The 6,139-nt window shown below is 60.6% G+C and carries 7 protein-coding genes; 2 read left to right on the top strand and 5 right to left on the bottom strand.

Annotation, left to right across the window (positions count from 1 at the left end):
* The first annotated feature begins 312 nt into the window (after positions 1–312).
* Entirely contained in the window at positions 313–1,449 is a 1,137-nt protein-coding gene (locus NX862_RS19020; RefSeq protein WP_264495514.1) for a hypothetical protein, read from the top strand.
* A gap of 1 nt (position 1,450) precedes the next feature.
* Positions 1,451–2,425, top strand: a complete 975-nt coding sequence (locus NX862_RS19015; protein WP_264495513.1) for a hypothetical protein — start codon at positions 1,451–1,453, stop codon at positions 2,423–2,425.
* On the opposite strand, the gene NX862_RS19010 is transcribed toward NX862_RS19015, so the two are convergent.
* The 5 genes from NX862_RS19010 to NX862_RS18990 form a co-directional block, all read right to left on the bottom strand.
* Positions 2,422–3,309 carry a DNA adenine methylase gene (locus NX862_RS19010; protein ID WP_264495512.1) on the bottom strand — a complete coding sequence of 296 codons (888 nt, stop codon included), beginning with the start codon at positions 3,307–3,309 and terminating at the stop codon, positions 2,422–2,424. The two genes, NX862_RS19015 and NX862_RS19010, sit on opposite strands and share 4 nt — an antisense overlap.
* Before the next feature lie 274 nt (positions 3,310–3,583).
* Positions 3,584–5,065, bottom strand: coding sequence for a DNA cytosine methyltransferase (locus NX862_RS19005; RefSeq protein WP_264495511.1), 1,482 nt, complete (start codon positions 5,063–5,065; stop codon positions 3,584–3,586).
* A gap of 127 nt (positions 5,066–5,192) precedes the next feature.
* Entirely contained in the window at positions 5,193–5,477 is a 285-nt protein-coding gene (locus tag NX862_RS19000; RefSeq protein WP_216977157.1) for a hypothetical protein, read from the bottom strand.
* Between the two features lie 60 nt (positions 5,478–5,537).
* Positions 5,538–5,687: a hypothetical protein gene (locus tag NX862_RS18995; RefSeq protein WP_216977159.1), complete on the bottom strand. Its 150-nt coding sequence runs from the start codon at positions 5,685–5,687 to the stop codon at positions 5,538–5,540.
* An 11-nt stretch (positions 5,688–5,698) separates the two neighbouring features.
* Positions 5,699–6,139 (bottom strand): tellurite resistance TerB family protein, encoded by a 441-nt coding sequence (locus NX862_RS18990; protein WP_264495510.1) that lies wholly within the window; start codon positions 6,137–6,139, stop codon positions 5,699–5,701.

Genomic DNA, 6,139 nt, shown 5'->3' with positions numbered 1-6,139 from the left:
GGATTGAAAATCCGCGTGTCGCTGGTTCGATTCCGGCTCTGGGCACCACTATTTTCAATAGGTTAGCAGACAACCTAAGCCCTTGACGCCGAGGGTTTTCACTTTGGTTTTCACGTTTCCCGTTCCGGTCCCGTTCCGTTCCAACCCACGAAGAAATCGCTCAAACCGAGACGGAGACCGTTTCGCGGGCGTCTTTTTCTGTTGGCATTGACCAAGCGCGCGGGCAAGGTGCGGGGAACTGCTTGAAACGCGCGTTGCCGCGCGGGGTTCGGATTTTGCCCGAATCTCGGAGAAGATGATGGAAGACCGGCCATGGCCATAGAAAACGACGTCCCTCTGTCCATACCAACTCCGGTTTCGGTCGAGCTTCTCGACTTTGATCGGGATAACCCCCGATTTACACCGGATAAAGAACCCGAGAACACTTCGGATCAGGCCATCATCATCCAGCTGAATCGCACCGCGGATTTGGGCGAACTGATTCAATCTCTCGGCTTCAACGGTTACATCGGCATCGAGCCGATGATCGTCTACGCCGCTGACGACCGCCTTGTCGTCCTTGAAGGCAACAGGCGCCTGGCAGCGATCAAGTGTTTGCGGGACAAGGCGCTTGCAAAAGAGTGCGGTGTGTCGACCCCTCACGGTTTGCCCGACGCCGTCTTGGCTTCGTTTCGAAACATCCTCGTTTTCCGGGTGGCCGACAAAGACGGCGCGAAGAACCTGATCGGTTTCAAACACATCAATGGCCCGCAAGCCTGGGATGCCTATGCCAAGGCCCTTTTCGCGCTGCGGTGGCTCGATACCGAACGGGCTAAACCTGGCGGGTTGTCGTTGTCCGATATTGCTTTGCGGATGGGCGACAAGCACGACACCCTCTTGCGGATGGTGACCGCCGCATATGTAATCCGACAAGCGGAAGGCGCTGGGGTCTATGATTTAGATGAGCGAACCAAGAAATCGTTCAGCTTTTCCCATCTCTACACCGCCCTCGCCTACGCCGAATTTACGACATACCTCGGAATGGACCGTCCTGCGCGAAACGCCGACCCCATCGTGAACCCGGTCCCCCAGGCTAAACTCGAAGAACTGCGGCGCCTTCTGAAGTGGCTTTACGGATCAAAGCGTGATGAAGTTGAACCAGTCATTCAGACCCAAGCCAAGGATTTGAACCGCCTTAAGTCGGTGATCGCGCACCCCGCAGCGTTGCGCGAACTTACCGAACGCGGCAATTTGGAAGATGCCGTCGTGACGGCGACGCCGCGCTCCAGTTTGTTTGCAGCGAACATAGTTGCTTCGGCCGCCACCTTGAAGACCAGTCTCGAAACCGCTGCGGATTACGACCCAGAGGCCCAGCCCGAACTTTTGGAATTTGCGGTAAGCTGCTCTGATCGTGCCGACGCCATCGTCGCTGTCATGCAGCGGAAGAATCTTAAGGCCGAGAAGAAATAGAATGGCATTGCTGGCTTTGCCCGCATCAAATGCGGGAGCAGATATTCAACTCGACTGGTTGGAACTTCGAGCCTTCTTTGATGAATTCGGTAAGGCGAGGCTCGATGAACTTTCAGGTGGGCGCAAAACCCTGCAAGAGGAACAGTCCGAGGATATTGCGGAATTCGATCTGGCAGATGATGCGTTCCGGGCAGAGATCGAAACTGAACTGAACGACCGAAAGACCGCTTTGGGAGAGGCCTACCCCTTCGACTTGAGCGGGGACGGCGAAGAAGTTAGCCTGATTTCCTCGGCCGACAGCGAGAACGCTTGTTTCTACCTCCTGTGCCTGATCGCTTCTCACATTTCTCGTTCGCCTATCCTTACGGTTCCACCCGAAGGCGACATCCTTAGACGACTTCGCAATCGCGTTTATCAGATTTTAGGAACGCTTGCCGTGGCGGGCCATGCTGGTGGCCCGGCAATCAGCCTTGGATTTCCGCGCGAAACGAAGGAAAGCATCCTTGAAGCCCTGCGTCGTGCCGAAGGCTGGGGTATAGGTTTAAAGGCGCGAGATACTCCGGGCCGGGATCATCAACCGAGGTCCAAAGACGGCGGTATTGATGTAATAGCTTGGCCGCATCAACTTCGCCCGCCGCCCGCGTCGATTTGGTTCGGCCAACTGGCATCAGGCCACAATTGGGTCGATAAACCGGCTTCTCTCGAATACAATCAGTTCATGAACGACTTCTTCGAAGATCGAGGGTCGGGCCAGCATAACTTTGTAACTTTGATTCCATTCAGGATCACTGACGGCCATCTTTGGCGTCGTGCTTCCAATCAGCACGGGCATATCTGCGACCGTTTTACGACGCCGAAGCATGCGCTTGTCGGCATCGCTCTTGCCAGGAGCGGTATGAACATGGACGAAGCCGCAAACTTGGCACAACTGACCGGCTGGATCGCAGACTATCGGGTCTTTGCGCTAGCCGCCTAGAAGGACCGAAGAAGGACTTCCTTTTCCTTGCGAGTGGTCCTGAGGCTATAGTTGACCGAAATAGTCTCGATCCTTCGATCAGCGTATAGCTCGTGGATCAGCGGATGGTTGTCGTAGGTAAGAATCCAATTCGGAAAAGTCCCGCCCTGGAGCATATCGGCCAGTGCGCTGTGCTTCGCCTCGTTCATCGCATTGAGGTAAAGCCGCGATCCGACCTGCACATAAGGGGGGTCGACGAAGATCAAGCAGTCGTCAAGGGGCAAACGGGTTCTGGACCTAGCCATGAACGTCAGAGCGTCTTCGTTCGTCAGCCGAACGCGGTCTCGCGCGCTCCCGAGCCAGCGAATTCGCGAAGACATGGTCTCCCGATACCACCGGGCGTCGATCTTCCACCGCCCGGTTTGCGCATAGCCGCCGATCGGCCCTGCGCCTAAGATAATTCCCGACCTGCTGGTGCGATTGATGAAATAGGTCGCGAACCCCAAATCGAAGGAATAGTCTTTCGAATTGTCTGCGTTCTGAACCAGATCGATCGACCTGTCCCATTCTTCCATGTCCACCTTTGCGTCGCGCAAACGGTCTAGGAAGCGGTCGGTTTCGAACAACATGGCTCGCCAGGCCGAATAGACCCGGATGTCGGCATCGTTCAAATGGATGACGTCGGCAACGCCAGACTTCAAAAGATTCAAGGCCGCTCCGGCCCCCCCGCAGAACGGCTCGGCATAGTGCCTTTCGCCCGCTTTGATCTCGGATAGCTTCGAACCAAGATAGCCGGTGAGGAAGCCCTTTCCTCCCGGATAGCGGAACGGGGAAGCCATATCCTGAACGTGCGGCCTTTCGTATGCCGATAGGTCCAGGCTGCCTTCCATTTCCATTCCGACCATGATCCTATGCCGTTGACTCGTGGGCGGTTATATGCAGCGCGGCCGCCGAAGGCCATCGCTAAGTTCCTGTCAATCCGAAATCCGCCGCGGCCAATACAACCGGCGAGCCTCGTCGCATGTCCGACGGACGATCTCTGCATCGCTCAAGGGCAAGAACCCCCGGCCACCGCAGACGTTGCACAGCACCTCGTCCCTGAAAATCGGGCTCTTGTCCTGGACTTCCCGGCGCAGTTCGCAGGCCGGGCAAGGGTCGTGATTCCCGTGCAAGGTCGGATCAGTCATGGCCTCCGAGCCCGTCGACCAAGGCGATGCGCTCGCCGATCCAGCCCATCACGTTGACCGCCATGCTGTTCCCCAGCGCCCGGTAGCGCGGGCCATCCGGGGTCCAGTTCCGCCCCCCGCTGACGATGTCCGTGTATCCGTCGGGGAAGCCTTGGAGGCGCTCGCATTCGACCGGGGTCAGGCGGCGGACGGCCCAGCGGCGATCCGTCGGGGCGGCACCTTCGACGATCAAGGTCTCGACCGTGTCGACCGTCGACCCCGGCGGGCGGTGGCCGCCTGTTGTGTTGCCCAAGGCCAGCAATGTCGGGGCGACCGGGACGATGGGGGTTCCTCGGCCGGTGCCGTCTTCGCTGGCGTCGAAGCCCTCGGCGCGAAGGGTATGGGCGACTTCTGACCGAAGGACCAAGTTCGGCCCTAAGGCAGTGTCGCTGTTATCCGGCTGTTTGGAATAATTGGCCGTGATCGCCTGCGCAACCTCCCTGGACGCGAATACTTGGGATGATCGGGGCACCGCGATGATCCCGACGTTGTCTTCGGCCCTGGGCGCTTTCGCGTCGCGGGCCGCCAAGGCTCCCGAAACCGCCGGGATCAGGCAATCCTGGCCGCGCGTGTCGCCTGGCCGGTCGAAGCCTCGGCCACTTGCCGCAAGGCAAGGTGCAACGTCGTAGGAAGCGCCTTGCCCCGTCGTGCGGCTCGGCGGAGGATTCCCGCGCAGGCTTTCGGCGTCAAATAGAACCGCGGCGGGAGGTCGCCAATCTCCAAGATATCCGACAACGAAGACACGCCGCCTTCGCTGGGGAACGGCGCCTCGGAACAAGAGTGTTCGGACGAATTGAGCGTCCAGCACTCGGTAGGCCCACCCATACCCGAGTTCGCCCAAGCCCCCGAGGAAGGAACCAAAGTCCCGCCCCTTAGACGACGACAGGACACCGGGGACGTTTTCCCAAACGATCCAGCGGGGGCGGTATCGGTCAACCAGCGCAAGATAGACGAGGGCCAGGTTGCCGCGCGGATCGTCCAGGCCCTTTCGGAGTCCGGCGACCGAAAAGCTCTGGCAAGGGGTTCCTCCGACGAGAACATCGAAAGCTGCATCGGGCCAATCCTTCCAAGCTTCCAGGTTTCCGAAGTTCGGCACCCGGCCCTCGGCCGGAAGCTTCTGAACGGCGCGGATCGCGGCGGCGCGGCGCTTGCGGTCCTTTGCGGTAAGATCAGGGATCTCCGGGGACGGCATGAACAACGGCCGACCGGCGCCGTGCCTGGCGCTAAGGACCGCGCTGGCGAAGGGGTCGATCTCGGCGAAGCCGGCCGCCTGCCAACCCAAGGGCGCCCAAGCGACCGAAGCGGCTTCGATCCCAGAACAAACCGACAAGAACCGAAGGGGCGCCGTCACCGACGCGCCCCGGGATCGGCCGCCGGGGCTGGTTCGTCGAAGGTCGGGAACGCGTGGACCTTCGCGGAAGCGCAATAGGGACATAGGGCCGCCGTCGCGACCGCCGCCAATTTATCGACGGCCATGGGAAGCCAGGCGACCGTCCAAACGTGCCCGCAATCGGCGCAACGGCCGCAAAAGGGTATCCTGGCGGCCTCGGTCGGGGCTGCGGTCATGCGGCGACCTCCGGTTCGGATTCGGGCCACCAATCCCAATCGACGAAGCCAAGAAGGCAAACCATGCGATAGGCGCCGCGCTGGCTGCGGGCGGCGATCCGGCGGCCGGTCCGGTTGCAACGGACGACCCAATGGCGACGGGCGAAGCGGGCTTCGATCAGCAACGCTTTGACGGAGGATTCCGCGATCCCAAAGATTTCGGCGATATCTTGGTCGTCGAAGGTTTCGGCCAAAGCCGCAACCCGATGCGGGGTGATCTTCAACTGGTTCTGGATGTTCATGGGCTTTCCGGTCGGTCGATAGGGCGGAAGGCGCGGGCGGTGAACCGCCCGCGGCCGGGTTCAAGCCTCGGGGTCGATCTTGGCGCCGACGTAGATCAGTCCGACCATCACGGCGCCGAGGACCAGGTCGGTGACGCCGTTGGCGACGGTCATCAGCGCGACGCAGACGATCCCGCCGACGACCAGCCAATTCGCTGCGGTCTTCAACATCCCTGGCCCCGTCAGTTCAGATAGCGGTCGGGGGAAAGGCCGCCCAAGGTCTGGCCCAAGTCGCGAAGGGCCTTCATTTCCTTGTCGCCGATCTGGCCGTCGGCCCCCGCGACGTCGATCACGATGACGAAGACCATTTCCAGATCCTCGGCCGTCGACTTCGCCCGGGCCTCTTCGACCTCGCGCTTCAAGCCGACCCGCCCGGAAATCCCGGCCTTGGCCCGCTTGGCCTGCTTGTCGAAGGCGGCTTCGATATGGGTGCCCGTGAACGCCTTGGAAAGCGTGTCGTGGCTCAACAGGCGATCCAGGGCGACGCCCGCTTCGTCGTCGTCCAGGTTGCCGTCGGCGGCGCCGACCAGGACGCAAGCCGCGCAGGCCGCTTCCAACAAATCGGCGCGGCCGTTGAGGCGCTTGGCGCCCCCGGCGATCTTCTCCTTCAGAAATCCCAGCAT

Source organism: Stagnihabitans lacustris, from assembly GCF_025950525.1.
Taxonomy (GTDB): domain Bacteria; phylum Pseudomonadota; class Alphaproteobacteria; order Rhodobacterales; family Rhodobacteraceae; genus Stagnihabitans.
This window is presented reverse-complemented; position numbering and strand designations above follow the sequence as displayed.